The 26886-nt window shown below is 69.6% G+C and carries 20 protein-coding genes and 1 pseudogene; 8 read left to right on the top strand and 13 right to left on the bottom strand.

All coding sequences use genetic code 11. The features are described from left to right. The first annotated feature begins 3 nt into the window (after window positions 1-3). Both ACFY32_RS32400 and ACFY32_RS32405 read left to right on the top strand, forming a co-directional pair. Window positions 4-1236 (top strand): cytochrome P450, encoded by a 1233-nt coding sequence (locus tag ACFY32_RS32400; protein ID WP_390676180.1) that lies wholly within the window; start codon window positions 4-6, stop codon window positions 1234-1236. After that, entirely contained in the window at window positions 1233-2456 is a 1224-nt protein-coding gene (locus tag ACFY32_RS32405; RefSeq protein WP_359198717.1) for a cytochrome P450, read from the top strand. Before ACFY32_RS32400 ends, ACFY32_RS32405 begins: the two co-directional genes overlap by 4 nt. 99 nt (window positions 2457-2555) lie before the next feature. On the opposite strand, the gene ACFY32_RS32410 is transcribed toward ACFY32_RS32405, so the two are convergent. Beyond that, window positions 2556-5156, bottom strand: coding sequence for a CHAT domain-containing protein (locus ACFY32_RS32410; protein ID WP_390676181.1), 2601 nt, complete (start codon window positions 5154-5156; stop codon window positions 2556-2558). Then, on the bottom strand, window positions 5153-8512 hold the full coding sequence (locus ACFY32_RS32415; RefSeq protein ID WP_390676182.1) for a hypothetical protein: 3360 nt from the start codon (window positions 8510-8512) through the stop codon (window positions 5153-5155). The genes ACFY32_RS32410 and ACFY32_RS32415 overlap by 4 nt, the downstream gene beginning before the upstream one ends. A gap of 240 nt (window positions 8513-8752) precedes the next feature. On the opposite strand from ACFY32_RS32415, the gene ACFY32_RS32420 reads away from it, so the two are divergent. Further along, window positions 8753-9640: a hypothetical protein gene (locus ACFY32_RS32420; protein ID WP_390676183.1), complete on the top strand. Its 888-nt coding sequence runs from the start codon at window positions 8753-8755 to the stop codon at window positions 9638-9640. 320 nt (window positions 9641-9960) lie between these two features. Here the strand turns inward: ACFY32_RS32420 and ACFY32_RS32425 are convergent, their stop codons facing one another. Together ACFY32_RS32425 and ACFY32_RS32430 are read right to left on the bottom strand one after the other, a co-directional pair. Then, window positions 9961-10371, bottom strand: a complete 411-nt coding sequence (locus tag ACFY32_RS32425; protein ID WP_359198962.1) for a cupin domain-containing protein — start codon at window positions 10369-10371, stop codon at window positions 9961-9963. A gap of 43 nt (window positions 10372-10414) precedes the next feature. Next, window positions 10415-11431, bottom strand: coding sequence for a zinc-dependent alcohol dehydrogenase family protein (locus ACFY32_RS32430; RefSeq protein WP_359198726.1), 1017 nt, complete (start codon window positions 11429-11431; stop codon window positions 10415-10417). Window positions 11432-11642: 211 nt separating this feature from the next. On the opposite strand from ACFY32_RS32430, the gene ACFY32_RS32435 reads away from it, so the two are divergent. Next, window positions 11643-12527: a helix-turn-helix transcriptional regulator gene (locus ACFY32_RS32435; RefSeq protein ID WP_390676184.1), complete on the top strand. Its 885-nt coding sequence runs from the start codon at window positions 11643-11645 to the stop codon at window positions 12525-12527. 69 nt (window positions 12528-12596) lie between these two features. On the opposite strand, the gene ACFY32_RS32440 is transcribed toward ACFY32_RS32435, so the two are convergent. The 3 genes from ACFY32_RS32440 to ACFY32_RS32450 all read right to left on the bottom strand — a co-directional run bounded on the left by ACFY32_RS32440 (window position 12597) and on the right by ACFY32_RS32450 (window position 14512). Then, entirely contained in the window at window positions 12597-12761 is a 165-nt protein-coding gene (locus ACFY32_RS32440; RefSeq protein ID WP_390676201.1) for a transposase, read from the bottom strand. Between the two features lie 54 nt (window positions 12762-12815). Continuing rightward, on the bottom strand, window positions 12816-13604 hold the full coding sequence (locus ACFY32_RS32445) for a class II aldolase/adducin family protein (protein WP_390676185.1): 789 nt from the start codon (window positions 13602-13604) through the stop codon (window positions 12816-12818). An 80-nt stretch (window positions 13605-13684) separates the two neighbouring features. Then, window positions 13685-14512, bottom strand: coding sequence for a phenylacetaldoxime dehydratase family protein (locus ACFY32_RS32450; protein WP_390676202.1), 828 nt, complete (start codon window positions 14510-14512; stop codon window positions 13685-13687). Between the two features lie 726 nt (window positions 14513-15238). On the opposite strand from ACFY32_RS32450, the gene ACFY32_RS32455 reads away from it, so the two are divergent. Both ACFY32_RS32455 and ACFY32_RS32460 read left to right on the top strand, forming a co-directional pair. Further along, the gene (locus tag ACFY32_RS32455; RefSeq protein ID WP_390676186.1) at window positions 15239-16156 is read left to right on the top strand and encodes an ATP-grasp domain-containing protein; all 918 of its coding nucleotides are present in this window, start codon (window positions 15239-15241) and stop codon (window positions 16154-16156) included. A 37-nt stretch (window positions 16157-16193) separates the two neighbouring features. Continuing rightward, window positions 16194-17606, top strand: a complete 1413-nt coding sequence (locus ACFY32_RS32460) for an FAD/NAD(P)-binding protein (RefSeq protein WP_359198734.1) — start codon at window positions 16194-16196, stop codon at window positions 17604-17606. Window positions 17607-17956: 350 nt separating this feature from the next. On the opposite strand, the gene ACFY32_RS32465 is transcribed toward ACFY32_RS32460, so the two are convergent. The 5 genes from ACFY32_RS32465 to ACFY32_RS32485 all read right to left on the bottom strand — a co-directional run bounded on the left by ACFY32_RS32465 (window position 17957) and on the right by ACFY32_RS32485 (window position 24135). After that, window positions 17957-19246 (bottom strand): FAD-dependent monooxygenase, encoded by a 1290-nt coding sequence (locus tag ACFY32_RS32465; protein ID WP_390676187.1) that lies wholly within the window; start codon window positions 19244-19246, stop codon window positions 17957-17959. A 281-nt stretch (window positions 19247-19527) separates the two neighbouring features. Then, complete coding sequence (locus ACFY32_RS32470; protein WP_390676188.1) at window positions 19528-20634, bottom strand: hypothetical protein; 1107 nt, start codon at window positions 20632-20634, stop codon at window positions 19528-19530. Window positions 20635-21291: 657 nt separating this feature from the next. Next, window positions 21292-21954, bottom strand: coding sequence for an HAD family hydrolase (locus ACFY32_RS32475; RefSeq protein ID WP_390676189.1), 663 nt, complete (start codon window positions 21952-21954; stop codon window positions 21292-21294). Window positions 21955-22727: 773 nt separating this feature from the next. Further along, window positions 22728-22928 (bottom strand): ferredoxin, encoded by a 201-nt coding sequence (locus ACFY32_RS32480; protein WP_359198746.1) that lies wholly within the window; start codon window positions 22926-22928, stop codon window positions 22728-22730. Between the two features lie 19 nt (window positions 22929-22947). After that, entirely contained in the window at window positions 22948-24135 is a 1188-nt protein-coding gene (locus ACFY32_RS32485; RefSeq protein WP_359198749.1) for a cytochrome P450, read from the bottom strand. A 676-nt stretch (window positions 24136-24811) separates the two neighbouring features. Here ACFY32_RS32485 and ACFY32_RS32490 point away from each other — a divergent pair. After that, window positions 24812-25180 (top strand): hypothetical protein, encoded by a 369-nt coding sequence (locus ACFY32_RS32490; RefSeq protein ID WP_359198752.1) that lies wholly within the window; start codon window positions 24812-24814, stop codon window positions 25178-25180. Window positions 25181-25214: 34 nt separating this feature from the next. Next, window positions 25215-25376, top strand: a pseudogene (locus tag ACFY32_RS32495) (IS5/IS1182 family transposase); the annotation flags it as partial. A 25-nt stretch (window positions 25377-25401) separates the two neighbouring features. On the opposite strand, the gene ACFY32_RS32500 reads toward ACFY32_RS32495, so the two are convergent. Further along, a complete protein-coding gene (locus tag ACFY32_RS32500) occupies window positions 25402-26883 on the bottom strand; it encodes a beta-ketoacyl synthase N-terminal-like domain-containing protein (RefSeq protein WP_390676190.1) in 1482 nt (493 codons plus the stop codon). Window positions 26884-26886 lie beyond the last annotated feature (3 nt).

Genomic DNA, 26886 nt, shown 5'->3' on the forward strand with positions numbered 1-26886 from the left:
CACATGACACCCACGGTTCCGATCGCCTTCGATCCGGGCCCCAGCGAGGTCACCGCGGAGGCCGCCTACGACAGCCTCCGCCGCCTCGGCCCCGTCGTGCCGGTGCAACTGCCGGACGGCCTGGACGCCTGGGTGGTCACCGAGTACCGGCTCGGTCGCAGCGTCCTGCGGGACCCGTTCTTCGTCAAGGACCTCCATCGCGTCCCGCGCCCGTCGTCCCGTGCGCCGGCGGTACCTCGCCACGCGGACGACATGCTGACCGTCGAGGGACGTCACATGCTCAACACCGACGGCGCCGACCACCGGCGTCTGCGTACCACGGTGGCCGATCGGTTCAAGAAGACGGCCGTGGCCACGCGGGAGGCGGAGATCACCGGCATCGCACGGGAACTGCTCGGCTCCATGGCCCGGTCCGCCGTCCCTGACCTGGTCAGGGACTACGCCCACCCGCTGCCGGAACGGGTGCTGGGCCATGTCCTCGGCGTCCCCGCCGACATCATGCACGAGGCCGCGACCCGCCTGCGGTTCCTCGGAGGTGGCCAGAATCCGGGCAGCCCGCCCGCGCGGCGGGCCTACAACGACCTCGTCGACGTCGTCCGCTCGGTCACCGACGTCCCTCGGTTCCCCGGAACCCCGACGGTGATCGGCGACCTGCAGGCGGCGTGTCATGACCGGCGGATGTCACGACGGGAAATGCTGTCGCAGGTGCTCCTGCTCATGGCGGCCGGCATCACGTCGACCGGTACGGCCATCACCGCGGGGACCATCTCGCTCACCCGGCAGGCATCGGCCCTGCACGCGTTGCTCGACGCGCGGCAGGCCGAACTCGTCGTCGAGGAACTGGTGCGCCTGCACCCCCCTTTCCCGTTCTCCCCCTGGCGGTTCGCCCCGCACAAGACCTCCCTGGCGGGCCGCACCGTACCCGCGGGCGCCCTGGTGCTGGTCCTGCTGGCGACAGCCAACCACGATCCCGCCGAGTTCGCGGAGCCGGCGATGATCCGCGTCGACCGCCCTCGCCCCACCTCTCACCTCAGTTTCGGCAACGGTCCGCATTACTGCATCGGCGTCCACCTGGCCAGGGCACAGGTGCGGATCGCTCTGCAGAGTCTCTTCCGGGCCTACCCGGCCCTGCGGCCCGCCATCGAGCACACGGACGTCCGCTGGACGGCGAGTCTCATCGACCGCACCCCTGTCTCCCTGCCGGTCGCCCTCCATCCTCCCTGCGAGACCCCATGACCAGCAGTTCAGCGCACGAGTGCCCGGTGGTGCCCCTGTCCCGCGCGGCGTGGACGGCGGTCGACGACCGAACGCTCTGTCACCTGCGGGAGGACCGGCCGGTCCACCGGGTGCGTCTGCCCGAGGGCCCCGAGGTGTGGCTGGTGACGCGGTATGCCGAGGCCCAGCAGGTGTTCCTCGATCACCGCCTGGTCAAGGATGTCCGCGCGCTGCCCGAGCCGCGCGGTGCCTTCGGCGGGCGCCGGTGTCCCGACGACGTCTACGCGTTGTCCGGCCGGCACTTGGTCAACAGCGACGGCGCCGACCACCGGCGTCTGCGCTCGGCCGTCGCCTCCCGTCTGTCCGTCCGCTCGGCCGGACACTGGCGCCCGCACGTGGAAGACGCCGTCCGTCGCTGCCTGGGCATACTCGCCGCCGCGGAGGAGCCCGACCTCGTACGGGACTACACGCGCCCGGTCCCGGCCGCAGTGGTGTGCGCCGTGCTCGGATTCGCCCCCGAGCATGTCCCGGACATCACTCGGCTGTCCCACGCGATCGTCAGCGGCGCCCCCACCGAAGCGGTGACACGGGCCATCGGTTCCCTCACCGACATCATCCTCCAGCAGGTGGCCGTAACGCGCTCGCAACCGGACGACGGCCTGATCTCCGTCCTGCTCGAACAGGCCACCCGTGGCACCTGGACGACGCGCGAGGTGGTCGGCACGACCTTCTCCATCCTCATCGGAGGGCTGACCCCCAGTTCCACCCTCCTGGCCTGCACCGCGGCCCTCGCGCTGGAAGACCCCCGCAGGAGAAGGGCGCTGCTCGATCCGGTACGCGCCGGCGAGTTCGTCGAGGAGGTCCTGCGTCACACGCCGCCGGGCTCCGCCTCCACCTGGAGGTTCGCGGCCGAGGACCTGACCCTGGGCGGGGCGGACATCTCGGCCGGAGACATCGTGCTGGTCTCCTTTCCCGCCGCCAACCGGGACCCGCGGACCTTCGTACGCCCCGGCTTCCTCTCCACGGAACGAGAGCACAATCCCCATCTCACCTTCGGTTTCGGCGCCCACTACTGCGTCGGTGCGCCCTTGGCCCGGCTGACGGCCTCGATCGCACTGCCGGCCCTGTTCCGCCGTTTCCCGGCGCTCTCTCCGGCGGTCCCGTACGCGACGTTGCGATGGCACAGCGCGGTGGTGGAAAGGAGCCTGGCATCGGTCCCCGTCCGGCTGACGGCGACCTGATCGACCGTTAGCTCAGTGAGCGACGTCCGCGCGGGCCGGGCGCGCTTCGCTCGGGTGTCCAGGGCCGACCGCAGGGAGGAGGCGTTTTGGCCTACCGCTTCACGCCCCTCCGAATGCTGTGAAGGCCCAGCCCGAGGCAGTCAGGGCGGCATCGGTCGCGAGGGCGGCCCTGGCGTCCCGTAGTGCCTCGGCGAGCGACAGGCCGGTCGCCAGGCCCTTGTGAAGAGCCATGGGCAGTGCGGCTTCCGCGGTGTCGGTGACAGGGCCTTGGGTCGTCACAACGCCTGCCGTGCCCAGCGGCAGTAGGGCGGCGACCAGGGCGAGCAGTCCATCCGCTTCACTTCTGCGTGCGGTGGAGTCATGGGAGAAGATGATCCGGTAGGGGCTGCGGCTCAGGCGTTGAAGGTCATGGAGAAGGAGCGGTCCGTCGGCCATGCGAACCGAGGAGAACAGTGGGCTGTCGGAGCGGAACTGGCCGTGCGCGGTGATGTGTGCCAGTGCGGCCCCGTCGAGTGCCTCAAGGACCTGCTGCACACCGGCCTCCCTCTGCGACTCCAGGACGACCGCGTCCTGGTGCTGATGGGCCAGTCGGCGCCCCTCCACGCCCACGCCCGCTAAGCCCGGCCCGCGCACCAGCACGACCCGGCGGCCGGCCGGTGGTTCGATCTGTCGGGCGCCCAGCCAGGCACCGGCGGACGGCGCGACGCTGAGGACCCTGTCCCGCAGCGAGGGCAGCAGCGACCAAGGCACGGAGTGCATCTGGACGGGAGGCACCACCACCAGGTGACCGTTGCCCAGGTGCTGCGCGGCCGGGCCGAGCAGCAGTTGTTCCAGGCGCTGTCCTGCGGCTTTCGCCAAGGGCAGTCGTCCCTCGGCCCCCGGATGCATCAGTCGCCGCAGCAGGGCTTGGGTGTGCTCGACTTCCGACACGGCCTGAGCGAGCGGTCCTGCCTGGACGTGGCGTATCTGGCCCTGCCCGCACAGAAGCAGGTGGATGCGTCCGTCAATCACGAGGAATTCCACCAGACAGGTGGTGTCGCCCAGTTCCGCCAGCAGCCTGTCGGGGGTGAAACGGGAGCCGTTGCCGAGCGTGACCGCTCGAAGCTCGCGAACGCGGGCGGCGATCTTACTCTCCAACCGCTGCTGTTCTCGCTCCAGGGCGGGAACGCGACGTCCTTCCATGCGGGCCGCCACCGCCCGAGCCGTGATCTCCCGGAAGGCGGTCAACGCACTCTGCAGCAGAGGATCGGCCGACGGGCGGATCGGTGGTGCGAAGAACGCCGTAGCCCTCTGGCGCTCACTCCACATCAAAAGCCGTCGCGGGCCGCCCGAGAGGGCGCTCATCCGCTGGGCGAGTGCGGCCAGTTCTTCTCCGTGCGAAACGGCCGAGCGAGGAAACCCCCGTGCCCCTTGTGTCGCTCGGTGGTCGTCGAGGGCGTCCAGACCTCGTCGGCACGCGTCCAGTACGGCTTGGTGCCGCCCAGCGGCTCGGGCTCGCAGCGCCTGTGCGGTCCACCCCGTCATCCGGGTCAGGGCGGACGCGTCGTTCCTGCTCCGGGCTGCGCGGGCCAGATGCCTCTCGGCCTCAGCATTCCGCCCCAGGGCGAGCGTGATGCGTGCCGCGAGCAGGAACGCGTCCGGCGCGGCCGGTGCGCCAAGGCCAGCCAGGCGGTCCGCGACGGCCGCCACGTCGGCCGCTAACCGGCTCGTGACGTGCCCCGCCATGAAGTGTGCGTCGGTCAGTACCAGGCGGGCGTGCGCTTCCCACCAGGGGCGGCTCTGACGGGCGAACAGTTCCACGGCCGTCGTGGCCCGTGCCATGGTGGTGAGCGGGTCGTTCAGGAGTCTGGCCGCCCGAGCAGCGGCTAGCAGCAGTTCAGCTTTTCTCGTGGGCTGCATCCGGGTGTCGTGGGTAGCGATCGCTGCGTCGGCTTCAGCGAGTGCCTCGGGGGCCAGCCCGGCGGCCATCAGGACCTCGCAGCGGCGGATGCTGAGCATGAAGACCGGTATGCCGAGCCGGGCGTAGTGGTCCTCAGCTTCGTCGAGCAGCCGCAGCGCGCCCGGGATGTCACCCGACCGGAAGGCGGCGAGCCCCCGGCTCTCGACGGCGTCCGCCTTGTCATGAGGTTTCCCGGTGGCGTCCCACAGTGCCACGGCGGCGGCGAGGTCGGCGTCGGCTCGGTCGACCGCCCCCGTGGCCAGCAGGATGGTGGCGCGCAGAGTCAGTGCCCGCGCGGTCCAGATCACGTCATCGGCCTGCCGTAGCACCGGTATCGCCCGGCGAATGTCATCCAGAGCAGCGGTGTGACGGCCCAGAACCCATCCGACGTAGGCCCGCCGGTAGAGCACACGCGCTCGGACGTGGCCTGAAGCGCACTGGACTCCTTGGTCGAGGGCAGCTAGGCCCTGCTGGGTACAGCCGTCGTGGATGAGGGCCACGCCGAGCGTGGCGAGGACGTCCGCCTCCCGCTCCGGCGTGTCGGAGCGTGCGGCCAGATCCCGAGCCCGCCGCAGATGCTTCAGGGCGAGCCGCAGGTCGCCGAAGTCCCGTTGCCAGATGCCGAGGACCTGGTGGGCGACGGATGCCTGGAGGGGTGTCGGATCGGCGTCGAGTACGCGCTCCGCTTTCGGCAACGCCTCCTCCGGTGCAGCGAACACCATCGGCAGGAGGTCGAGAATCGGGTCACGGTTCGCTGTCACCAGCGGCCACCGCCCTCGCTGAGGGCCATGTCAGAGGTGGTCAGTCCGGCGGTGAGAGCGTCGAGAGCGAGGGCCACCAAGCCGTTTTCGAAGGCCACGAGCACGAAGCCGTCGGAACCGGCCTTTACGGCGGTGACCTGTGAGGGGAGACGGAAGGTCGCACTGCGGGTTCGGGCGGTCAAGTCCCACAGCACCAGGCGACCAGAGAGGTGGCCAGTGACCACGTGCGGTCGCTCCGGCGGGCCGGCGACGCTGAGAGCGGTCACAGCATCTCCCCGGTGGTCGACAAGTTCTCCGCTGTGGTCTCCCGTGAGCAGGTCCCACAAGTGCACGACGCCCTCTTCTCCGGCCGCGACGACATAGGGGTGGCCCTGCACGCGCGTGATCGCCACCGCGTTGACCCAGCCGACGCGGCCGACGAGGTCATGGACCACGGTCTTGGCCGTCAGATCCCAGATCTGCACACGACCGTTGTCCGCGCCTGTCACAACGTGGGGGCGGCCCAGCACGCGCGTCACCGCGATCGCGTCGACCCAGCCGCCATGGCCGACGAGCTCATCGGTCTGTGCGGCATCGGTCAGGTCCCAAACACCGAAGCCGCCGTAGCCGCCGACGAGAAGATGAGTGCGACCGTGGGATTCCACAGCGGTCAGAGCCGTGACGGACCCCAAGCGGCCCTGCAGTTCACGGGCCGGCGATGCGGTCAGCGGTTCCCATAGCCGTAAGGCCCCGTAGCTGCCTGTGACAATGTGCGGACGGCCCTCTATGTCCACCGCTACCAGGGACTGCACTTCCGCAGCCGTCCGTGCCCGTCCCCCGCGACCCTCCGGGCCCAGCATCTTTCCGCTGTGCATGTCCCGGACTTCGATGTCACCCAGGTCGGTGCCAATGACGGCGTACAGGTGGCCTTGTACAGTGCAGGTGGCCAGGGCGGTCGGAGGCGAAGCGGTGGGTGAAGCCCAGTGCACCGACCAGTCGGCAGAGCGCTCGAGTGTCGCACGGAGAGGGCTGTTGTCGCGCAGCGCCGCAGTCGTGGCGAGAAGTTGGCGGCGGACGTCGAGTGGTTGATCTGCCCGTTCGGCGAACGCGTCGGTATAAGCCCCCGCGTTCGCCTCGGCCTGCGGGCGCAGGGTGCCGGTGACCTCTGGCAGTAGCGGCAGCAGGACGGAGGGGTCGGCGAACACTAGGTAGTCGCCGTCTTCGAGAACCTCGTCCAGACTGCCGGCGTCGGCGGCGTGCTGTGGCAGGTGGCGCTGGATGTACGGCGGGGAGAGATGCCACAAGGGCCGCTGCTGCACGTCGCGCCGGACCGACGCCAGGATGCCTCGGTAGAGGCGCTGTCGGTCCTGGGTGCTCGCCGAGTCGCGCCACCAGTCGGCCACGCCCTGGTGGAAGATGCGGTAGAGCGTGGTGCCGTCCGCGTCGACGCTGCGGCTCAGGTACAGGCGCGCTTCGTTGTCGAGGAGACGGTACAGAGTCTCCAGGGGCAGGGTGCGGTCTTGGCCTGTGAAGTCCCTGGCAACGACGTCGGCCAGGACTAGTTCCGGCATGCCCTGTCCCTGCGCGAAGGCCAGGGCTGTCAGTACGCTCCGCAGGAGTGGCTGCTCGCCGTGGCGCAGCAGGTCCATTTCCAGCAGTTCGGGCAGGCTCCTGGGCACCGCGTGGCCGATGCGTGTGGCGTCCTCGACCGCAGGGCTGTGCTGGGTGCCGGACAGCATGAAGCTCACATAGATTCCTGCGGTCAGGAACTCCCCCAGCCGCAGGTGGGGAGGTAGAGGGCTGCAGTGATCGTTGCTGTCATCGGCCAGCCGCTGTGCAATCGCGTCCGCAAGGGCGTTGCGGGCCTGGCGCATGGGACCGGCGGTGTACGGTCCGGCAGCGGACAGCAGGCGTTTCACATAGAGGGAGATGTCGTCGCGGAGCGCCTCCGGAACCGTGGCGTCGAGATCAAGAAGCTTGTATCCGGTCCGTGCACCGGTCAAGGCGCTGACCCGGGTGTCGTCCCGGGTGGCGATCAGCAGCCGGACAAGTTCTTGGTGTCTGCGGGCCAGCGGATGGAGCAGTTGCTCAGTGATCGCCTCCGGGTCGTTGGACTCGTCCAGAGCGTCGATGATGATCGTGACAGGGCGGCCCGAACGCCGGTGTTTCTCCTGGAGCAGGGCGAAGAAGGGTCCCGTCGATTCCACGGCAGTAGCCGAATCCGCGGAGGGGGGCCCGATGCGGCGGACCTGCTCGGACAGGGCCCGCACCAGGCCCTGCAGGGACAGTCGGCGAGCGTGAATGACCGCGAGTCGCTCGTTCGTCCCTGGTACCGCATCGCCGAGCCCTTGCCAGAGCGGCTTGGTGTACTCCCGCAGGTCTGGATGGGCGGCGCAGACCAGCATCCCGAGCAGCGCTGACTTCCCGGCCCCCGGCCTGCCGGTGATCACACGCAGCGACGGTCCGGCGCGCTCGTCGTCCAGCCAGGAGGCCAGCCGGCTCAGGTCTTCGGCACGTCCGCTGAAGTACCCTTCGCGCCAGTCCCTTTGGACGGGCTCCGCACCACCGGCCCGGCGCATGAAGTGCAGGGGGTCCGCCCCGACGTCGGCGAGGCGGGCGATGTCCGGCGGTAGCCGCTCCTCCGGGCCGGCCTCGACGAAGCCGGGATTGGGAAAGAACGGCAGCTCGGAGAGGTCGGCATGGCTAGGGATCAGGCTCGTCAGGATGGTCTGCGGCAGGCCCCCCTCCTGAGCCGTGAGCGTACGTACGGTCGACTCGACGTCCCGCCATACGGTACTGGCCGGGATGTAGCGGACCGAGGGGTCGATGCGCAGGACACCCTTGGCGTAGCGATCGAGAACCTGGGCCAGCGCACGGCTGAGTCGGTAGCCGAACGCCTTGTCCCGCGGTCCTGTCGCCGCGAGCACCCATGCGCGGCGGCGGGTAACGTCCATCCGGGCGTGCCAGGCGGTGACGGCGGCCTCTCCGGCGTAGCAGACGTCGAGGACGAAGAGGGTGACAGGACGATGGCGGTCAGGATGGTCCTCGATCCATTGAATCCAGCCGCTGACAGGATGCCGGAGGCGCATCGCCTCGTGGTCGAGGAGGTACAGCTTCTCGCTGCTGCCGTCGGCCAGTTCGCCGTGTCCAACGAAATGCATGATCAAGACCGCGATGTCAGGGGCGGTCATGAGGCTCTCGATCACATGCTCGAAGTCCGTGTGCTTGGGCTGTACCGGGAACACCTCGTAGGCGAACTCGGACAGGGCCGCAGCGACGCGCCGGGCGTGGTCGGGGGCGTTGTCCAGCGGATCGAGGCCCAGTCTGGGGGAGGAACCGTCCGCAGAGCGACTGAGCGGAATTCCGTGAGCGAGCACGACCCGCCTCCCGGGACTGCCCCCGTCCCCCGCAGTACCCGCCGTCCCGGCCAGTTCCCCCATGTGCATGCCCAGTTCCCGCTGTGTTGTTCCGGCTCCCGGCACCGACCATAGACGCGTCACGCTCGCCTGCACACGCAATCGCCGAGAATCCGCGTGGTAGGCGTGCCGGTTGGCCCATGATGCATGCGAGGCACCGGCGAGGAGAGAGGTTGTCAGGCTGTGGAGGACCGATCGTCCATGCCCCGCGGGACCGCGGGTGACCTCACCGTCGTCGCGGTCCACGGGGTCGGGAACAGTTTCGGGGCGGACGTGACGCCCGAGCGGAAGGAAGAACTGCGGGCGGTCAGGGCCGCGGCGTGGGCGGGCCATCTGGCGGAGGGACTGGGTATCACCGCCGAACGCATCGATCTCGACTTCGCCTACTACGCCGACCGGTTGCTCCCCCGGATCGCGGAGCAGGGCGGTGGTTCCCCGGATGGCATCGACGATCCGCTGGAACAGGAGATGCTGACGGCGTGGTCCACCCGGCTCGGAGTGCCCATGGAGGTAGTTCAGGGGCATCTGACCGCTCCGTTGCGTCAGATCACCAGTTGGGTAGCCGCCCGATTCGATCTGGCCGAGGGTCCGCTCAGCGTCTTCATCCGCGTGCTGTTCCGTGAGGTGGCCGCGTACCTCAGGGAACCGGACTCATCGGTACGACTCGCGGCACGAGAAGAGGTCGCCGAGCGTATCGCGCGAAAGCGGCCCGACGTCGTGATCGCGCACTCACTCGGTTCTGTCGTCGCGTACGAAGCCCTGCACGCCCATCCGGAACTGCGGCCGGACCTTTTCCTCACACTCGGCTCACCGCTCGCCCTTCCCCAGGTCGTGTTCCACCGGCTGCATCCCACCCCGCAGGGTGAACCGCCCAACGTCTTCGGCCTGCGCCCACCGAGTGCGGGACGCTGGGTGAACATCGCTGACCCCGGCGATCCCGTGTCCGTGCCCCCGCAGTTGAGTCGCCACTTCAAGGGCATAGCTCTCGATCACACGGCAGCCATCGCACCCTTCGATTTCCACCAGGCCAGAAACTATCTTCGATCTGCCGCCACCGCAGCCACGATCGGCCCGTACCTCGGTGTCTGAGGCTTCTACCCGGCGTGGGAGCGATGCATTCGAGGGCATCTCCAGCCTCGTGCAGCGAGGCATGCAGTGACACTTTTCCGCTCGCGGGTGGAGTACTGGCCCGCGCGCCGAAGCGGAAGATCCGCGCGGCCATGAGGAGTCGGCGTCGACGCCGTCGGGTGAGGTCAGGGACTGAAGCGTGGTCAGCCAGTTGGACCTTCATCTGCTCGGTGGATTCCGGCGACGTGGTGGCCGCCGGTTCCGAAGCGGCGGGCGGTGGCCAAGCCGAGGCCGGGGCCGGCGCCGATCAGGGCGAAGGTGGTCATGGTGGTGCTCCGCGTTCAGTCGGTGGCCGGGGTGGCGGTGTACTCGGCGTCGGTGACGGGGTCGAGCCAGTGCACGACGGCTTGGTCGTCGTCGCCCTCGTTGATGGCCAGGTGGACCATGAGCCGGTTCGGGGCGGCGCCGTGCCAGTGCTCCTCGTCGGCCTCGAACAGGACGCGGTCGCCGGGCCGGATGACCTCGACTGGTCCGCCGCGGCGCTGGCACAGGCCGACGCCCTCGGTGACGAAGACGGTCTGGCCCAGCGGGTGGCGGTGCCAGTGGGTGCGGGCGCCGGGCATGAAGTGCACCAGGGAGGCGGTGACCCGGGAAGGGGCGGGGGCCGCGGCGACCGGGTCGATGTGGACGTCGCCGGTGAACCAGGCGGCCGGCCCCTTGACGGTGTCGATCGAGCTGCGGGTGATCTGCACGAGTTGCTTCCTCACGGGTTGCGGGGTTCGGGGCAGCCAGGGGTCAGGGCTTGAGGAGGGTCTTGACAGCGCGGCGCTCGTCCATCGCGCGGTAGCCCTCGGCGACCTGGTCCAGGGGGAGGGTGAGGTCGAAGACCCTGCCCGGGTCGATCCGGCCCGCAAGGACGCGGTCGATCAGGTCGGGCAGGTAGCGGCGCACGGGGGCGGGGCCGCCACGCAGGCCGACGTGGGAGAAGAACAGCTCCTGCCCGTCGATCGCGACCTTGTGGGGGACACCGACGAAGCCGACATTGCCGCCGGGCCGGGCGGAGTGCAGGGCCTGGCTCATGGCCTCGCCGGTGCCGACGCACTCCAGAACGGAGTCCGCGCCGATCCCGCCGGTCAGCTCCTTGATCCTCTGCACGCCCTCGTCACCGCGCTCCGTGACGATGTCGGTGGCGCCGAACGCGCAGGCGAGATTCTGCCGGGACTCGTGCCGGGACATGGCGATGATCCGCTCCGCGCCCATCTCCTTCGCCGCGATCACCGCGCACAGGCCGACCGCGCCGTCACCGACGACCACGGCGGTCGAGCCCGGCTTCACCTCGGCGGCGTCGGCGGCCCACCAGCCGGTGCCCATGACGTCGGAGACGGCCAGCAGGCCGGGCCACAGCTCCTCGCCGGGGGTCCCGTCGGTGGCGACGAGGGTGCCCTGGGCGTTGGGGATGCGGACGTAGTCGGCCTGGCAGGTGGACATGAACTCGCGGTGCAGGCAGTTGGACTGGAAGCCGTTCCGACAGTTCGGGCAGGTGTTGTCGGAGGTGGCGAAGGAGCCGACGACGAACTGGCCCGGCTTCACCGCGGTGACCTCGGAGCCGACCTCCTCGACGAAGCCGACGTACTCGTGGCCCATCGGGTGCGGGTCGCCGATCGGCTCGGCGCCGCGGTAGGGCCACAGGTCGGAGCCGCACACGCAGGTGACGGCCGTGCGGATGATCGCGTCGGTGGGGTGGAGCAGCTTCGGGTCGTCCAGGGACTCGAAGCGGACGTCGCGGGGGGCGTGGATGACTGCACCGTGCATGGATGATCTTCCTTCGTTGCCGAGGCGTGCGCTCCCGGAGGCCGGGGTCGTCGCCGAGTGCAGGGCCGGGTGCACCGTCCCGTCGTGATGACCGGGCGAAAAGCACCACGTCATCCAGGTAACCCGCTCTTCGCGCGGACAGCGAGACACCATCAAGGGGTGTACTGCCAGTACATCCCTATGGACGCGGGCAGGACGTACCGTCGAAGGCGTGGACAACCGAGCAGAGGTCCGCGAGTTCCTGACCTCGCGGCGAGCCAGGATCACTCCCGAGCAGGCCGGCCTGCCCTCCGGGAGCCGGCGCCGGGTGCCCGGCCTGCGCCGCAGCGAGGTCGCCGCCTTGGCCGACGTGAGCGTGGAGTACTACGCGAAACTGGAGCGCGGCAACCTCGCCGGCGTCTCCCCGGCCGTCCTCGAAGCCCTCGCCCGCGCCCTCCGACTCGACGACGCCGAACGCGCCCACCTGCTCAACCTCGCCCACACCGCCGACGGCTCCGATGCCCTCACCCGCCCGAGGCGCCGCACCGCGCAGTGGAAGGCGCACCGCAGCCTGCAATGGGTCCTGGATGCCGTCACCGCCGGCCCCGCTTTCGTCCGCAACGGCCGCCTGGACCTCCTGGCCGCCAACCAGCTCGCCCGCGTCTTCTACGACGACGTCTACGCGGCGGCCGGCAACCACGCGAACCTGGCCCGCTTCCAGTTCCTCGACCCCGCCTCCCGGCGTTTCTACCCCGACTGGGAGCAGGCCGCCGACGTCGCGGTGGCCATTCTGCGGACCGAAGCCGGCCGCAACCCCCATGACAAGGACCTGCACGACCTCGTCGGCGAGCTGTCCACCCGCAGCGACGACTTCCGCACCCGCTGGGGCGCCCACAACGTCCGCCACCACGGCACCGGCACCAAGCGCTTCCACCACCACACCGTCGGCGACCTGACCCTCGCCTACGAGGGCCTGGAGTTGGCCGCCGCCCCCGGCCTCACCCTCACCATCTACACCGCCGAGCCCGGTTCGGCCTCCGAGGAGGGCCTGCGGCTGCTCGCCTCCTGGGCCGCCACCCAGAACAACGCCTCGCCGGCGGAGCAGGGTGTCGACTGACCACCACCGGGTTCTCCGAGAGCGCGGCCGGGGGTCTGTCGAACGAGCGGTGTGACCAGAACGATCGGGTTACTGGCGGGCGGCCTTCGAAATGAAGAAGTACTTCATGACCGTCTGCTCGTCCGGGTAGTGCGCGCGGGCCCTGACCGCCCGGTGGATGCGGGCGTTCACCGACTCGATCGCGTTGGTGGTGCAGAGCTTCCGGCGGATCTCGGTGTCGAACTGCGAGGCCACCAAGATCAATGAGCATACGCACCACTGCGCCACAGCGCCGGTCTGGAGGGGGCGTCACTCGTCGAGCAGATCGGGGTGTTCGTGGGTGATGTCCTCCCACAGGAGTTCGAAGCTGAAGCGGGCGAGATCGGGGGCACCGAAGCCTTCGGCCGCGGCGAGGGCCTGTTCGTGGGTGAGGGGTCGAGGGGTTCCGGCCGCCGACGCGAGGAGCTGGACCTGGGCGCAGGTCTCGTAGGTGAAGAACCAGTGCACGGCCTCTTCGAGCGATTCACCGACGGTGACGAGACCATGGTGCTTGAGGAGGAGGACCCGGTGGTCGCCGAGCTTGTGGGCCATGTCGCGGCCCTGGGCCAGGGTGATGGAAGGGCCTTCGTAGTCCTCGTAGAGGGCTTGTTGCTGATAGAAGGCGGCTGATTCCTGGTCCAGGGGGATCAGGAGCCTGCCGAGGGAGCTCAGCGCGCGGGAGTGCACGGTGTGGCCGTGGGCAGCGGCGGTGACGTCGGGGCGCAGTTCGTGGATGGGCGAGTGGACGACGAAGGAGCTGGTGTTGAGGAGGTGGTGGCCCTCCACCACGGCCCCGGTGCCATCGACGCAGATCAGGTCGGCGACGCGGAGGCGGTTGAAGGAGACACCGAAGGGGTTGACCCAGAAATGATCGAGGTGTTCGGGGTCACGCACGGAGATATGGCCGGAGATGCCCTCCCCGTATCCGTACTTGCCGAAGAGGCGCAGGGCCGCGGTCAGACGCTGTTTGCGGTGGCGGCGTTCGTCGGCGGGGGAGGCGAAGACGGGTGGGGCGGGGATGGGCAGGCCGGTGTCGCTGTCGGATTCATTGCGTGTCACGAGCGGGGTCCTTCCGCTGGGGGTGGGGCAGGCGCTGGACGAGGACCCGGGAGGCGAAGCGGCGGCGGACCTTGGATGTCTCATTCATGGCGGGAGAGGCCGAGTGGCAACAATCCGGTGGCCGAGTGACATCCGACATAGCGGGCCCGTACGGAACCCGGTGGCAGCACGCTCACCTCGTGCCACAGAGCGACGTCCAGGGGACTCTGCTCTTCGTGGAGCATGGAGAAGAACGAGCGGTATATCCTCAGGTGCGTCTCGTGGAAATGAGTCCACGACAGAAGATGATCGAGCGAGACGAACCAGGCCACGGTGCATGCTCTGTCCAGCGGGCGTCCATCCATATCCTGTTCGGCTATTTCTCGCGTGCAGATGCAACCGGTTTCCGGATGCTCTTGGAGATAGGTGACACCTCTCTTTTTGACCGGCTGAACCTTTTGCAGGAAATGTTCACGGAAAGCGCTGCTTCCTGACCAGTCCTGGGCAGTACGAATCAGGCAGATACCGCCTTCTACGGCCACATCCACGGTGCTGCCGTGAACTTCGATCGCGGCACTACGGGTTGGCGGAGCAGACGATTTTCGCATACGGTCGCGAGCGGACCCCCAGTAGTCGTGCAGCTCTGTCGGTTGCTGGTGGAGGATTTCCGCCAGGCCGCCTGTGGGATACTGCTCCTGCCGGTGGGTGTGCAGGGTCTCGGTGGCTTCAACAGGGATCAGCGCCTCTTCGCGCCACCAGCCGGCGCCCGGTACCGGAGCCGAGCCCATCCCCTCCGCGAGCCATGAGCGATGGCGGGTCGGCTTGAGCCAGTAGGCGAACCATATGGTGTTCGTCAGCCCCGAAGAGTCCGTGAATGAGCCCCGATTCACCACGTCCGGACCGCTGGGGGACCGAAACCTCGCGCGCATTTCGGCCACTGCCGTCTCGTGGACCGCACCAGCGGCGGACTGCACTCCGTACTGACCCAATCACATAGGCCGTACATCCGGACGGGAAGACTCCGGTGAACGCGGGAAAGCGAGGAGTGTGCTGGGCAGGGGCAGAGGAATGCTTCGCCATGGCCACATCCTTGGTGCGCGACTCCTCAGATCTTTGGCCAAGAGTGGGAGGGTTCCGAGCGGATGAAGCACGCCCTCGCTCCATTGTAACGTGCTTTCACGATCAGGCACTTTCTGGGTCGGTGCCGCCGGTTTTACAGATCTGCTCCGATCGCGCCTTACCAGGTGCGGTAATAGTCTGAGTCCGGTCGAGGTGTGCCCGTCGGCCCGGACTCCGACTCGCGGTGCGGGCGACCGGTCCAGTCGGAGATCGATAGGCGGAGGTGCGCTGATGATTGCTCTCGTGAATCCCATCTCGAGCGGCGTTTTCCTGTCGGCCGCCATCAGGGAACGCGGCGAGGAGTGTGCGCTCGTCTACGACGGACACTTCGCAGCGGCGGCTGAGGACGGCGGCCCCGGTCGGCGTGTGGTCCACCGGGACGTGCACAGCACCGCCCGTGTGCTGCGCGGCTGCGTGTCCGGCACGTCGTTCCCGGGAGCGAGGCCGGCGTCGACCTCGCCCATCGCCTCGCCGAGCACTTGGACCTTCCGCGCAATGACGACGCGACGGCCCCGGCGCGGTGTGACAAGGCGCGGATGGTGAACGCCCTGCACGACGCCGGCCTCCCGGTGCCCCGACAGGCCCTGGTCACCGCCGTCGACGACCTGCCGGGTGCCCTCGATCACGTGGGACTGCCGGTCGTCGCCAAGCCCCCTGCCAGCTCCGGGAGCGACGGGTGCAGGATCTGCCATACGGAACAGGAGGCCGCCGAGCATTTCACGGCGATCCACCGTCGCCCCAACCTGCTCGGTGCGGTCAACGAGGCGGTGCTCGTGCAGGAGTACCTTCCCGGTACCCAGTACCTCGTCTCCACAGTGAGCATGGACGGACAGCACCATCTTTACGAGCTGTCGCGCAGCCGGGTCGACGAACACGGCGGCACGCCGACGCGGCGCCACACGATCAGCCGCCGCCGCCCGGGGCCCGAGGAACGCGGCATCATCGCCTACGTATGGGCGTGCCTGGACGCCCTCGGCATCCGGAGCGGCGCGGCCAACACGGACGTACGCCTCACGGAGGATGGGCCCCGGATCATCGAGGTGAACGCCCGGGTCCTCGGGCCGACTCTTGACCCCGATCCCTACTTCATCGCCTTCGGATCGAGCCAGCAGCATCTCCTGGTCGACAGCATGCTCGCGCCCGCCGACTTCCGGCGGCGCCTGCGCGCGGGGTACACCCCGCCGAACGTGATGGGGAAGGCGTTCCCGCGCAGCTTCGGTTCCGGTGTTCTGCGCGGTATCCCGGGGCTGGAAGCCGTCCGCCGCCTGCCGGGTTTTCACAGCGTCACGTCCCTGCCCGAGATCGGGAGCACGGTCGAGGACCACGCTCTCACCACGGGTGCCACCGGCATCGTGTACTTCGTCCACGAGGACGAGCCCGTGGTCGAGAAGTCCCTCGCCGTCCTGATGGGCATGGAGGACGCGGGCGCCCTTTTCGACATCGCCGCGGTGTGACCCGGAGGCACCGGTTGTGCTCCGCGATGTGGCCGTGGTGGGAGCCGGAGCGACCGGTACGTCGGCGGTGGTCAACCTGGTCCGGTCCGGTGTCGCCCGGCGCATCGACGTCTTCGAACCGGGCGCGGTCGGTCACGGGGACGCCTTCTCCGCGACGGACCCGGCGCTCCTGTGCAACACGTCGGCCGACAGCATGTCGCTGGTCACCGAATGTCCCGATGACTTCGTCGACTATCTGCACGGACTCGGTATGCCCGTCGCGCCGCAGGACTGCGTACCGCGGTACCTGTTCGCGCAATACTGCCGGGACCGGTACCTGGCCGTACGCTCGGAAGCCTCGGCACGCGGCGTACGGCTCCGTCACCACCAGGACAAGGTGGTTTCCGTAGCGGGCGCGGGACCGGGCTACACCCTGCTCACCGAGAGCGGAGCCGAATGTCCGGCAGACGTCGTGATGCTCTGCATGGGAGTGGACGCGTGGACCCCACCGGTCGTCAGGCCGTTCCGACATCACCCGGGGGTGGTACCGGCCTCGGCCCTGGGTTCGGCGGCAGCCCTGCCCCACGACGCACGTGTCCTGGTCCTGGGCAGTCGGCTGTCCGCGGTCGACGCGGTGATCCTGCTCGGCCGTTCCAACTGCCGTGTCCAGATGGCTTCGCCGTCGGGCACCCTGCCCTCCGTGAGGACCCGGATGCACCCCTCGGACAGGGAGTCGCCCGCAGCCCTGGCGGGACACCCCTGGGTGGGGACGACGGAGGCGGCACAAGCCGACCGGTTCGTCGCCGGCCTGGTCCGTTGCCTGGCTGGTCATGGCCGCCCCCACCTGCGGGACCAACTGTCCCTGGCGGACGACCCGGTGGAACGCCTGCGCGCGGAGATCGTCATCGTGGAGGAAGGACACAACTTTTGGCAGGACCTGACCGTCGAGTTCATCGCGCTGACCAATGACTGGTTGCTCCGACAACCGTCGGCGGCGTGGAAGGATTTCTGGACCGTCGTGGAGGGCGTTCTCGACCGGTACATCTCGGCCATGCCGGTGGACAGCGCGAAGAAGCTCCTGTCACTGGCGGACGCCGGACGCCTCGAGGTGCGCGGGCGCCGGCCCGCCGAGCTGTTCCGGACGGGCGACCGGTGGACCATGACGTGGCAGGACGGCTCATATGATCACTTCGACACCGTCGTCTATGCCACCGGTTACCGTCCACCCGCCATCCGGTGTTCGGGCGGCGGACTCCGCCTGGGAGAACACCGAAGGGGAACGCCGCCCGCGGTGACAGCCGATCTGCGTGTGGACCTCGGACGGGATGCGGACGAGCGCGTGTTCGCGGTGGGACAGTGCTCCGCGAGCCAGGTACCGCTCGTGCACGGGGTCGTCGCCGTCGCCCCTCAGATCTCCCATGTCATGCGCCAGTTGCGGGCTCTTCCTCGCCACCCGCCGCCTCCCCGGTGACACCTTGGACCGCTCCACCTCACCTGACGGGCTCGCGCACGGTGGGCGGTGAGGCGTGGAGGATGTCGGCGGGGCTGGATGTCCGCATCTGCCGTTCCGATGACAGGTCCGCGATCTACGAAGCCGCCGAGCAGGGTGCGGTCGGTGATCTGCAAGGAGGGGGCGGTCGTGGTCTCGATGAAACTGCGCCCGGCGAGGCAGCCGCTGGTGACGGTGCCGTGAATTCGCTGGTGAAGACGGTGCCGGCGAGGTTGGACACACGTGGTGTCGGAGGAGGGGTGGGCGCCGCCGGTGATGCTCGCGACGGCACCCGTGCCCCGGCAGAGGCCGGTCGACGCGCCATGTGACACCTACGACTTGGCCGACGGGTTGGCCGGCGATCCGGTCGTGCTTGCCGAGTCCGGTACCCCCGCGTAGTCGGGTAGTTCGACGCCGTTGATCGCGCGCCCGACCAGCTCCGTGAACCCCGCGCCGGCGAAATCGGGGCGCGGCTCGGTATCCGGCCCCGGTAGGTCGCGGCTGCGGGCGTTCAACCGGCCGATCTCCTGGTTGGCCTCGACGAACGGGCGCATCCGCGCCTCGTAGCGGGTGAACCCGGCGTGGGGGTCCCATTCGGCAGCGGCCAGTTCTCCAGCGAGCAGATAGGCGCCGACCAGTGCCAGCCCGGTGCCCTGCCCGGACATCGGCGACGAGCTGAACGCCGCGTCCCCGAGCAGCCCCACCCGTCCACTCGACCAACGGTCCATCACCACCTGGGCGACCTGGTCGAAGTAGAAGTCCGGGGTGTCGTCCAGGTGCGCGAGCATGTCCGGGACCAGCCAGCCCAGGCCCGTCATCCGCTCCCGCAGCAGTTTCTTCTGGGCCGCGACGTCACGGTGGTCGACGTCGGGGTCGGCCGAGGCGAAGGAGAACATGGCCATCGCCCGGGTCGCGTCCTGGATGGGCCGCAGGAGGGCGGAGCGCCCGGTCTCCTGGTCCTGGTACTCCAGCAGCCAGCGGTCCAGCCCGAACTCGTTGGGCAGACTGTAGAAGGCCAGCACATGCCCGAGGTGGCGGAGGAACCGCTCGTGCGGCCCGAAGACCATCGCGCGCAGCTCCGAGTGCAGCCCGTCTGCCCCGACCACCACGTCGAAGCGCCGCTGCTTGCCGCCTGCGAAGACCACGTCGACGCCGTCCGCGTCCTGGGCGAGTTGCGCGATCCGGTCGCCGAAGACGTACTCGACGCCGTCGCGGGTGTCGTCATGGAGCACCCGGGACAGGTCCGCGCGCAGGATTTCGATGTCCGCGATGAACCCGTCGCCACCGTCGTCGTCGGCGCGGAAGGTCTCCAGCACCTGCCCGTCCGCGTCCACGGTGTGCGCTCCGGCGGTGTCGGTGCACGCCGCGCGCACCGCCGTGTCCAGCCCCATGCGTCGGATGACCTCCTTGGCGACCCCGCGTGCGTCCACCGCCTGCCCGCCGGGCCGCTGCTCGGGAGCCCGTTCCACCACGGTCACCTCGGCCCCCCGGCGGCGCAGCCAGTGGGCCAGCGCGGGTCCCGCGATGCTCGCCCCCGCCACCAACACGCTGGGACCGCTCACCCGCGTCCCCCGCCCGTCCGTCCGGAACGCGTTCCCCTGGTCCGAGTCGTCGACGCTCATCACAACCTCCATCTGCTTCTCCCGCACCGGAACACCCCCGGCGCGGGCCCACCGCTGTCGGTGTATCCAGCCGTATCGACCGCGAATCCGCACGCAACTCATCGGTCACGCAGACATCGACGGGAACGCCGACTTCCGATGAGACGCGCATCAACCCGAACCGGTGCAATCAGGCGCACCAGCCTGTCCGCCAGGCCGCCGCCTGAGATCTCGCGAATCGCCTCAAGGGCTCGGCCGGTCCATCGGTCCGGACGGTTTCGGACGCGTCGGCGTGGACGACATCACCAGGTGCGCAGCTCTGACAGAACGGCACCGGCGGTGATTGCGTCGGCTACCTGTTCGAGGGTCAGTCCGTCGGTGTCGATGCGCATATCACCGATCCCGGCAGCTTCCAGGCCGGCGGCCGATGCCACCGCTTGATCGGCCACGCGGAGCAGGCGCGCGATGGACTGCCCGCGCAACGGGTCGCCGGGCTGGACCCAACTGCTCCCCTGTCCACGGGACATGATGCGCTGCGTCAGGTGCTGCCGTCCGGCGTGCAACCGGCACAGCGTGAGCTGGGTGGCAGGCAGCGCCTCGGCGTACGACTTGACCGTGGCCTCGTCCTCGACCGGACCGGACATGATCAGACACTGGGCCCCGGCCGCTCGGTAAGTCCGCCATACGGCGGCCGTATTGCGGGCCTTGACCCGGTGGTTGGCGGGATCATCCGGAGCCGGGCGGCAGAAGCCGAGCTGGTCGAGATCGAGATACGCGGCGGTGACGCCGGCGGCCAGGACCCTCCGGTAGACCTCGAAGCCGACCGTCGACTTGCCGACGCCGGTCGCGCCGCACAGCCACAGAATCGGAGGGCCGGTGGAAGGCTCCAACTGCGCCGAGGCCGTGCTCCTGCCCGCAGCGGTGACCGCCGACGGCTCGGGCACGTCGGACGACCGGCCAGGAGCCGAGGCCGGCCATCCGCCGGTTCGCTCCCTCACAAGCCGCGCCACCTCGTTCACCGGCAATCCGCTGCTGTCGACGCAGGCATCGGCGAAGGTGCTCGCGTCCAGGGCGTCAGCTTCCCGCAGCACCTCGTCGACCAACTCGGCAGGACCTCCGCGACCAGTGAACCGCTGCCGAAGCACCTCCCGGTCGGCACGCAGGCGACAGACCGTCACCGCGGCCCGCGGAATCCGGTCGACGTGCGCTCCGCGGGCGGGATCGACCACGCCCGATACGATGAGACACCGGGCGCCGGCCGCCCGGAACCCGGCCACCACCGCATCAACGTTGCGTGCCTTCATGCAGTGCCGGCCCGGGTCCCACGCAGGCTCGGGGTAGCAGATCCCCAACTGGTCGATGTCGACGAAACCGCTCTTGTGCCCGGCCCGTTCGAGGTGGGTGTACATCGCCCAGGCGACTGTGGTCTTACCGACTCCTGGCGGACCGCAGAGCCACAGCACGGGGAACGCAGCGCCCCTCACCGGTCTGCCGCCAGATCCGGTCGACGCGCCGTGAGTTGCGGAAGTACGGGTTCGGTGACAGGAACCATGGCCTCGAATCCTCTCCATCATGTACGTGCTTGTCGACGGGTTTTCGCGTGGCTGGCGGAAGAAGTCGGCGCCGATGTTGCCCGTGACGCCTCCGGCCGGTGGCGCCCTCCCGCGCGCCGGCACCGCGCCCGCCCCGACCTCTCCCCCACCGACGCTGCCCTCCGGACGACGCCGTCGCACGATGTCGGCACACGCGGAGGCCCCGACCGACGCGAAACCGGCTGAGCTGGCCCGCGTCCCCGGCCGCACCGGGGATGTCGACGATCCGACCACGGCGAAATCGCATAGTGAACTGCGCGAACATCAAGACGGGGTGTCGGGTCGCGCAACAGTAGGCGTAACCTCCAGCGCAGCCCTTGTCGTAACCCCGTGCTCGTAACCCCGTGCTCCCGGTCGACCGGGGCGCGCCAGGTCACGCGGCTCGGGCGGCTCCGCGCACACGGCACCGGGCTGTGGCCACGAGGTTCGACAAGCTCGCGGTCCGCTACGAGGCGACCGTCCTCGTCGCGGCCATCAACGAGTGGCTGTGACCAAGCGACTCAAGACGGGGAGCACGCCTCGTAGGTCGCCGCCGTCCACCGTGACGGTCGCCGCCGTCCGGGCGCCCGCCGAGGCATTGAACGCCACGCTCAGCCCGACGGAAGCGAACAAGGGCAGGTCGGAGCGGCCGTCACCGACGGCCGCGCACGAGCGTGGAGCCAACCCCAGCTCCCGGGCCTGCGAGAGGGCGCATTCTCTTTTGTCATACTCGTCGAAATGACGGGCGACCCGGCCCGTGAACCGGCCGTCGGTGGCCTCCAACCGAGGTCCGCTGAATGCGTGGAAGCCGAAGCGGTCGGTGAGGTAGCTGCCGACCGGTGACCAGGCGAGAGTGGCCAGCACGGGAACCAACCCGTTTCGCCGGCACCAGGCCACGGTCTCCGTGATGCCCGAAACCAAGGGGAGCCCATCGAGCCAGCCGGAGACTCGTTCTTCGGGCACACCCGCCCAGCCCTTGGCGTCCAGCTCGGAGACCTGTCGATTGTCCAGGTCGCCGGAGGCGTAGGCGTCCTCGGCCTTGGCCAACTCGTCCCGATGGCCGAGGAAGCCGGCCAGGAAGACCGACGAACTGGTGCCTGGGACGAGGGTGCCGTCGACATCGAAGAACACGGCGCCCACATGATCGTATGAGAACACCGGCCAAGGATGTCACCGCCACGCGTGACATCCAGATCCGGGGGGGGCGCCCCCTGTGCTTCCGATACACGCCCTGTGCGTGCGGTTGCTGGGACTTCGGCACGGCCACGCTGGGCGATCGAGGAAGCCTTCCAGGAACGAAGAGCGAACAGGCCGCCGAGGAGGAGCCCCGGGACGACCGCGGACGTCGTACCGCGGCGTGCAGGGTCCGAGGGTCCCCCGCGTCGTCCGGCGGAGGTGGACAGGAGTGAGCAGCACCGGGCAGTGATCGGCCTGGAGAGTGAGCAGTGCGGGGTGGGACGGTGGGCCCGTTCTGCGTCACTACCACTTTCGGAGACCGTGCCTTGCCTGGTACAGGGAAACGCGTACGCAAAAGACCCCGCCGCTCCTTCCTGCGTGCGGTCGCGCTCGGCGGGCCCGTGGCCAAGGACGGGCGATTCTCCAGCGTGCTGCTCAAGATGGCCGAGGCCATCAGGAAGGCCGGTGCCTGGTTCGCGTCGTGGTGGCAACCGGGCGGAGCGGCCGCGACGATCATCGCCGACCGGTTCCAGTGGTTCGGACTGGGCGACCGCGAGGCAGCCGTCGGGATCGCCGAGCGGGTGGTCGGCCGCCTCGGGACCGAGGAACCGTTCCCCTTGCGCGCTCAGCCCCACGGCCGGGGCCGGCGGGGCCGGTCGGGCGCGGGCGGCCGGGTAGAAGGCGGAGGCGCTCTCGGAGAGCGGGGCGTGGTGCTCGACGAGGACCGTGCGCTCTCGCGCGAAGACTGGTCCGGCTCACTCGCTGTCGAGCAGTTCGATGGCTCCTGTCGGACAGGTTGCCTCGGCCTCCCGCACCGCGGCGGCGTGCTCCACGTCGGGCTCCCGAGTGAGCACGGCCACGATTCCGTCGTCCTCCCGCTGGTCGAACACCTCCGGTGCCAGCAGCACGCAGCGTCCGGCCCCGCAGCAGAGGCTCTCGTCCACGGTTACTTTCACGACGCCGTCCTTCCCCGGGTCACCAGGCGACCGGGAGTTCGGTGAGAGTTGTTACGAGCAGTCCTTCGGTGTTCTGCAACTCCTCGACCGCGACTGCCAGCTCCAGTCCGGGCAGGCGACGCAACATCACGTCGAGGACCACCTGGAGTTCCGTGCGGGCCAGCGCCTGCCCCAGGCAGGAGTGCGGACCCGCCCCGAAAGCGATGTGGGGGTTCGGACTGCGGTCGAGCACCATCTCCCCGGGCCGGTCGAACGCCCTCTCGTCACGGTTGGCGGACGACATGTTCAGCATCACCGTTGTACCGGCCGGCAGCACCGTGTCGCCGAGCGTGACCGCCTCGCTGAGGTAGCGGGGCACTCCAAAACCGAGATTGGCGTCGAAGCGCAGTGCCTCCTCGACCGCCGTGCGGATCAGCGACCGGTCCGCGAGCAGCGCCTCCCAGCGGCTCCGGTCCGCCAGCAGCATCGCCGTCATCTTGGTGATCTGTCCCGCCGTGGTCTCGTGGCCGGCGACGAGTAGGCCCTTAGCGGTCTGGAGGAGTTCACCGCCCGGCATCCGGTAGCCGGCCGCGCCGGTCTGCGTGATCAGGTTGCTCAGCAGGTCGTCCCTGGGAGCCCGGCGCTTCGCCTCGATGTGGGCGAGCATGTAGGCGTCGAACTCCGCGTCGGCCGCTGCGACCTCCTCATGGGAGAACCGTGTGAAGGTGAAGGTGACGCTGGACCAGTGGGAGAACCTCTCCCGGTCCTCCTGCGGCACGCCCAGCATGTCGCAGATGACCCACACCGGCAGCGGGAACGCCAAGTGCTCCCTGAGGTCGGCCGGCGCTCCCCGCTCGAGCATGCCGTCGATCAGCCGCTCTGCCATCGCCTCGATCCCGAGCCGCAGCGCGCTCATGCGCTTGACGGTGAACCAGCGTCCGACCATCCGCCGCCATTGCTCGTGGGCCTCGCCGACAGCCATGCTGCTGGACTCGGTACGGCGGCTGAAGACGTCGCTGCCGTCCTTGGTGAGGCGGACCGCCCCGTCGGCGGTCAGCGCACTCGAGAACCGGGGGTCCGCCATCACCGTGCGTACGTCGTTGTAACGGGTCAGCAGCACCATCTCGCCGCCGTCCATGGAGATCTTGGCGTACGGGCACCTCTCCCGCAGCTCGGCGAACTGGGCCGAGGGCTCAAGGGCCGACTCCATCGCGAACGGGTAACTCATCGGCGCATCGTCGTCGACCATCGTCGTGGGCCTTTCCAGAGGCAGGCGGACGGGTGGCGTAGGAGGCCCACCGTAGGAGCGGCTCAGGCGGTCCGCCAGACGGCTTTCCGGCCTCCCGCCCGCGAAGTGGTCGGTCCCCCACCGGCTCGGCTGTCCGACGGGCCCGCGACCAGCTCTCCCACCCCCGGCGGACCCGTTCCCGGGGTCGGTCACGGAGCCCGCGAACTTGGCCCGATCCGGCCCACGGTGGCCGCGGATCAGTCCTGCCCCCTCCTCGACAGCCGGTCCGTCCGCAGACGTCCCGCGCGAAGAGCGGCGGACGGCGTGCTGTCACGTTGCCGCTTGCGTGGAAAGTGGGGCGAGATGCCGATGGGGTCCTGACCCGGACGCCCCGCCGGACACGGTGGCTTCGCCTTCGGCCGGTCGGACCCACGCCCGTGGCGTCCTGGAACAGCGCGCACACAGGCGCACACCACCGCACACGGGTGTGCGCCGCAAGACGGGTGTGCGCGAGGCGTGGGTAGGAGGGTGCGCAAACGGGGGGCGAATGCCCCCCTCCTGACGTGCTATGGGCGAACCAGGACTGCTCCCCGAGTCCGTACCTACGAAAGGCGGCGGAAACAATCGTCGCCAATCAACCTCTCGTACGACGAGAACTCTCGAAGGAGCAGTTGTGATGCGAAGTACCGCTCCCACGCAGAGGAGCAGCAGAAAAACGATCAGGCGGCTGAGCCTCGGCGCCGCCGCCCTGGCCTGCGCCGCCGGGCTGTCCATCGCGCCCGCCTCGGCCGCACCCTCGGCCCCGACCGGCGCCCAGGCCACCGGGACGTTCTTCTACACCAACCTCGGGACGCCCCAGCAGCTCCACAATCCGGTGAACGGCATCTGCTATCCGATCCCGGCAGGCGGCTCGCCCAACAACCAGACGAACGCCCGCGCCGTCGTCTACGTGGGCCCCAGTTGCGCGCTCTTCGGCAACCCGATCGAACCGGGTGACACCGGCAACAGCGTCCTTTTCCTGTCGGTCCGATTCGAGCCCGTATAAGAGGGCATCTCATCTGACTGGGTGACTGTCGGCCGTGGCGGGGATCGTTGAGCGGCTGGTGCCGGACGAGTTGTGCGAACTGTTCCAGCGCGTGGTGCCGGAGGCACCCTCGCGGCCTCAGGGCTGCGGCCGACGCCGGCACGGCGACCGTGAAGTGCTGGCCGCGATCGTCTTCGTGACCATGACCGGCTGCACGTGAGCCCACCAGGAATCACACGAGCTCAAGCCCGCGTCAGCGCGAGGACCACGTTGTGGCCGCCGGAACCGAAGGAATGGCTGACGGCGGTGCGCAGTTCCTGCCCGCGGGGCTGTCCGGTGACGCAGTCGAGGTCGAACCCGGGGGCGGCGGCGTGGAGGTTGGCGATCGGGGGCACGGTGCGGTGCTGGAGGGTCAGGGCGGTCAGGGCCGCCTCGATGGCCCCCGCGGCTCCGCAACTGTGGCCGAGCACGCCCTTCGGGGCCGTGATGCTGGGGCGGTGCGGCAGCACACGGGCGATCATGGCTGCTTCGCCCGCGTCGTTGAGCGGGGTGGAGGTGCCGTGGGCGTTGACGTGGTCGATGTCCGGCGGGGCCAGCCCCGCCTCGGTCAGGGCGATGCGCAGGGCTGCCTCCGCGCCGCGGGCGTCCGGCGCCGGTGCGGTGGGGTGGTGGGCGTCCGAGGTGCTGCCGCAGCCCGCGAGCCGGGCGCGGACGCGGGCGCCGCGTGCGGCGGCGTCCGCGGCGCGTTCCAGGACCAGGACGTCGGCCCCCTCCGCGAGGACGAACCCGTCCCGGTCCGCGGCGAACGGCCGGGATGCCTCACGGACCGCGTCGGAACGCCGGGACAGGGCGCCGAGACGCCAGAATGCCGTGATCGAAAGCGGGCTGATGGCGGATTCCGTACCGCCGGCCACGACGATGTCGCACTGCCCGGAGAGCAGCAGATCCCGGGCCACCGCGATCGCTGTGGCGCCGGAGGCGCACGCGGTGGCCGGCGCGAGGCTGGGGCCGCGCGCCCCCAGGTCGATGGAGACCTCGCCGGTCGGCATGTTCGGGATGATCTGGGAGATGGTGAGCGCGGAGATCATGTCGGGTCCCAGCTCCCGCAGTCGTCTGGCCTGCTCCTCGCGTACCGAGTCCGCGCCGAGGCCACAGCCGATGACGACGGCGATCCGGTCGCCGTCCCAGGACGCCGGATCGAGGCCGGCGTCGTCGACTGCCTCACGGGCCGCGAGCACGGCCAGCTTCGCGGTCCGGGACATGCGCCAGGCGGCGCGTCCGATGCTCCGGTCCACGGTCTCGGGCGCGGACGGGACCCTGCAGGAGAAGTCGACGGGCAGTCCGGTCAGTGCCGGGTCGGGTGTCGCGGTGCTCACGCCGCGGCAGACCGAGTCCCATGTGGTGTCGACGTCCGCTCCGCCGGGAGTGCACAGGCCGAGTCCGGTGATGGCGACTGGCGCTGTCACGAGGGGGTCCACCGTTTCGGCGGTTCGGGCCTGCGGGGCGTCCAGGCGCTCGATGATGTCGGCGACGGTGGTGTCGGGTGTGGCTTGCTCCGTGGTGATCCGCACCCCGAACTCCTCGTGGATGACGAGGGACAGTTCCGCCAGGGCGAGGGAGTCCAGGTCCAGTTGCTGCAAAGTGCTGCACGGTTCGATCTGTTCCTCCGGGATGCGGAAAGTGCTGGTCAGGAGGGAACAGAGGCGCTGGTAGGTGTCCGGCACGGT

Origin of the sequence: Streptomyces sp. NPDC000134 (genome assembly GCF_042899225.1) — a bacterium.
GTDB lineage: Bacteria > Actinomycetota > Actinomycetes > Streptomycetales > Streptomycetaceae > Streptomyces.